Annotated in this window: 5 protein-coding genes; all 5 read right to left on the bottom strand. The window is 71.9% G+C overall.

The features are described 5' to 3' along the window. The coding region (gene rpe / locus VGV06_08145) for a ribulose-phosphate 3-epimerase (protein ID HEV2055128.1) at positions 1 to 435 on the bottom strand (435 nt) is incomplete at its 3' end. Between the two features lie 61 nt (positions 436 to 496). Beyond that, entirely contained in the window at positions 497 to 1,849 is a 1,353-nt protein-coding gene (gene rsmB, locus VGV06_08140; GenBank protein ID HEV2055127.1) for a 16S rRNA (cytosine(967)-C(5))-methyltransferase RsmB, read from the bottom strand. Next, complete coding sequence (gene fmt / locus VGV06_08135; protein ID HEV2055126.1) at positions 1,846 to 2,778, bottom strand: methionyl-tRNA formyltransferase; 933 nt, start codon at positions 2,776 to 2,778, stop codon at positions 1,846 to 1,848. The genes rsmB and fmt overlap by 4 nt, the downstream gene beginning before the upstream one ends. A 1-nt stretch (position 2,779) precedes the next feature. After that, entirely contained in the window at positions 2,780 to 3,301 is a 522-nt protein-coding gene (def, locus tag VGV06_08130; GenBank protein ID HEV2055125.1) for a peptide deformylase, read from the bottom strand. 13 nt (positions 3,302 to 3,314) lie between these two features. Beyond that, positions 3,315 to 4,195: hypothetical protein (locus VGV06_08125; protein ID HEV2055124.1), on the bottom strand; the 881-nt coding region annotated here is incomplete at its 5' end.

Below are 4,195 nucleotides of genomic sequence, written 5' to 3'. Positions count from 1 at the left end.
GGACTGGCCGCCGAATCCAGGATTAACCGACATGACCAGGACGAGGTCGACGTCGTCCAGCACCCATTCGATGGCCTCGGGAGGCGTCGAGGGGTTCAGCGCCACCCCGGCCTTGGCGCCCGCCTCCCTGATCTGGTGCAGGGTCCGGTTCAGGTGCGGGCAGGCCTCGGCGTGGACCGTCACGAGGTCCGCGCCGGCGCGGACGAAGGTCTCGATGTAGCGCTCGGGCTCGACGATCATCAGGTGGATGTCGAGCGGCAGGCGCGTGCGCTTCCTGATGGACTCGAGCACGGGCGGCCCGATGGTGATGTTGGGCACGAAGCGGCCGTCCATGACGTCCACGTGGAGCTGGTCGGCGCCACCCGCCTCGACGCGGGCCACGGCCTCGCCCAGGGCGGCGAAATCGGCGGACAGAATGCTCGGCGCGATCTTCATCTCTCCAAAACCTTACTCCATGGGGCGCAGAGCCGCAAATTCTAGGTCCCGGCTCTCGGCGTCATGGGAGCCTGCGGAGTCTGATCGCGGTGAAGCCGTCGGTGCCGTGCACGTGGGGGAGGAGGCGGAGATAACCCGCGGTGTCGAGCGCCACGGGGAAGCCCTCGGGCGGGTCCACCTGCCAGTGCGCGCCGTAGCCGGGCAGGGAAGAGACCACGGCCTCGTTCTCGTCTGGCTCGAGCGAGCAGGTCGCGTAGACCAGCCGGCCTCCCGGTTTCACCATGGCGGCCGCCGCGGCAAGGATGGTCCGCTGCTTGTCCTGGAGCCGCCGCAGATCTTCCTCGGTGCGGCGCCATTTGACGTCGGGATTGCGGCGTAGCACGCCGAGGTTCGAGCAGGGCGCGTCTACCAAGACGCGGTCGCACTTGCCGCGCCAGCGCCCCGCCTGCGCCGCCGCGCTGCCCAAGTGCGGCTCGATGATGTTGATGCCGAGCCGTGAGGTCGCCCGCCCCACCAGCTTGAGCCGCGCGGCCTGCGGGTCCATCGCGACGATGCGGCCGCGGTTCCGCATCAGCTCGGCCATGTGCGTCGCCTTGGTGCCGGGCGCGGCACACGTATCCGCCACGACTTCTCCCGGCTGGGGGTCGAGGAGGCGCGCCACGAGCATCGAGGCTTCGTCCTGCACCGTGCACCAGCCCTCGGTGAAGGCGGTCCAGCGGCCGACGGCGCCGCGCTCGACCGTGAGCCCCTCGGGCGCAAGCGCTGTCGGGCGCGTTTCGACCAGCTCCTCGTCGCGCAGGCGCGCGGCGAGCGCGTCCCGCGTGATGCGAAGCGTATTCACGCGGATCGTGGTGGGCGGGCGCTCGTTCGACGCGAGCATGAGCGCTTCAGCTTCGGCCGAGCCGTAGCGCGCGATCCAGCGCGCCGCGATCCAGTCGGGGAAGGAGCAGCGCACGGCGATGGCCTCGTTTGGCAACGCGGGCAGGGGCGGCGCGCCCGTGGCGCGCGTGAGCGCGCGCAGGACCGCGTTCACGAACTCGGGCGGGCCGGGCCTCTTGGACTTGATCTTGGCCAGGCTGACGGCCTCGTCCACCGCCGCCCAGCGCGGCACGCGATCGAGGAAGAAGATCTGGTAGGCGGTCAGGCGGAGGAGCGACCGCACCCAGGGGTCGAGCTTGTCGAGCGAGCGGTTCAAGTACGGCCCGAGGCGCCAGTCGAGATGGCGGCGCCAGCGGAGCGTGCCGTAGACCAGCTCCGTGCAGAGCCCCGCGTCGCGCGGCTCGAGCCGCGCCTGCTCGAGCGCGTGCTCCAGCACGATGTCGGCGAAGGCGCGGTCCTCCTCGACGCGCACGAGGATGCGGAGCGCCTCGTAGCGCGCCTGCGAGACGGGGCCCACGCGGAGCACCGGGCTCACGCGCCGATCTCCGTGACTCGCGCGCCCTGCTGCAGCCGCGCGCCGCGCAGGAAGTCCTCCCACGCCATGGTCTTGCGGTTCTCTGGCTGAACCTCGACGGGCAAGAAGAGGCCGCGCCCCGTCGCGATGCAGGTAGCGCCGGGACCGCTCTGGACGAGCGTGCCGGGCGCGGCGTCGCACGGGTGCGGCACGGCGGCGGCGCGCCGGATGAGGAGGCGGCCCGCGGGCGTCATCACCGCGGCGCCGGGCCAGGGATTGCAGCCGCGCACGCGGTTCACGAGATCGCGCGCCGGCTCGGCAAGGCGCAGCCAGCCGTCTTCCTTCTTGAGCCGCGGCGCCATGGTGGCCTGAGAGTGGTCCTGTGGCCGCGGCGTCAGCAGATCCAGCTGCTCCAGCGTGCGGATCATCACGCGCGCGCCGAGTTGGCTCAGCCGCGCCGACAGCTTGCCCGCCGTCTCCGCGGGGCCTATGGGCGTGGACTCGGAGAGCAGCACGTCGCCCGTGTCCATGCCGGGATCCATCTGGAAGGTCGTGATGCCGCTCTCGGTCTCGCCGCGGATGATGGCCCATGCGATGGGCGCTGCGCCTCGGTAGCGCGGCAGGACCGAGGCGTGGACGTTGATGGAGCCGCGCGGCGGGACGTCGAGCACGGCCTTGGGAAGGATCTGGCCGAAGGCGACCACGACAGCTATGTCGGCCCCAACCACTGCCAACCGCTCGGGCCAGCCGGGATCGCGCAGTCTCGGCGGCTGGAGCACCGGAAGGCCCGCGGCCAGCGCGCGTTCCTTGACCGGCGGCGGCTGGAGATGCCGGCCGCGGCCGGCGGGCTTGTCGGGCTGGGTGACGACGGCGGCGACGGTGTGGCGCTCGAGGAGGGCTTCGAGCGTCGGCAGCGCGAACTCGGGCGTCCCGTAGAAGAGAACGCGCAAGTTAGAGCGCGAAGGCTCGAGAGCGCCTCTCCTTGGGGAAGCCGTGCTTCTGGATCCGCTTCTTGATGCGGTCGCGCGCGACGGGCGAGAGGTAGTCGATGAAGAGCACGCCCTCCAGGTGGTCCATCTCGTGCTGGATGACGCGCGCCTGCATGCCCGTGGCCTCGAGGTCGAAGGGCTGGCCGTCCTCGTCCGTCGCCTGGACGGTGATGGACTTGCTGCGCTCGACGTCGGCGAAGATGCCGGGGAGCGACAGGCAGCCTTCCTCGTCCACGACGGACCCGCTGCGGCTCGTGATGATGGGGTTGATCAGCGCGCGGGCGCCGCCCTTGCCGTCGTCCATGACCAGCAAGCAATAGGGAACGCCGACCTGCGGCGCGGCCAGGCCGATGCCGACCTGGTGGTACATGGTCTCGACCATGTCGCCGATCACCCGGCGGAGCTCCGGCGTGACCTCGCGCACATGCGCGGCCTTGCGCCGGAGCATCGGGTCGCCGTAGAGCCTGACTTCGAGCAGTGCCACGTGCGTGGGCCTCCTAGGAGTTGACCGGGTCCATCTCTATTTCTACCACACCGTGCGAGCGTCGTCCGCGCTCGAGAAAGGGGCGCAGCGCCTGGGAGACCCGACGCGGCAGGTCGTCCGGGCCCTTGACCATGACGCGCATGCGCGCCGCCGCGGCGGCCCCGGGGGCGCCGAGCGCCATGGCGGGGTAGACCGTCAGCCCTTCGATGCCGGCGAGGGCGCCCGCGGCCTCCTCGATCAGCGTTTTGGCGCCGGCCGCCGTTTTGCCGCGCGCCGAGACGTGGCAGAGGCGCCGAAAGGGCGGGTAGCCCAGCTCGGAGCGGAACTCGAGCTCCTGCCGGTAGAAGGCGTCGCGGTCCTGGCCGCGCACGGCGGCGACGGCGTAGTGGTCGGGGTGGAGCGTCTGGACGATGAGGCGGCCGCCCGCGCCGACCGCCTCGGCCGCTGCCCAGAGCAGCTGGAAGGCGCGCTCACCGGCGCGGAAGTCCGGCACCCGGAGGAAGCCGTCGAACCAGACGAAGCCGACGGCGCCCCACTGGCGCGCTCGCGCCCCGCGCAGGAGGGCGGGCGTGCCGACTTGCACCTGGGCGCCTGGCTCGGTGCGCGATACCGTCAGGCGAGGGAAGCGGCGGCGCACCGACGCCTCGACGCGCTCGGCGTCCCAGCCGAAGGGCTGGAGGCGGTGGCCGCCGCAGCCGGGGCAGCGCTCGGGCAGGGCATCGGTTCTTGCGCACAGCCTGCACGCGGTTCCGCGGCGATCGCGCCGGAGCTGAAGCGCCACGCCGCACGCGGGACAGCGGAGGACGGCGCCGCAGTCGTTGCACCCGATGGCTCCGGCCGACCGGCTCACGATCAGCGCCACGCTCTTGCCGGCCCGAGACATGTTCTCGATGG

This window comes from Candidatus Methylomirabilota bacterium, assembly GCA_035936835.1.
In the GTDB taxonomy this organism is placed as follows: Bacteria; Methylomirabilota; Methylomirabilia; order Rokubacteriales; family CSP1-6; genus AR37.
Note: the sequence above shows the minus strand (reverse complement) of the source record. Positions and strands in the feature narration are given on the sequence as shown.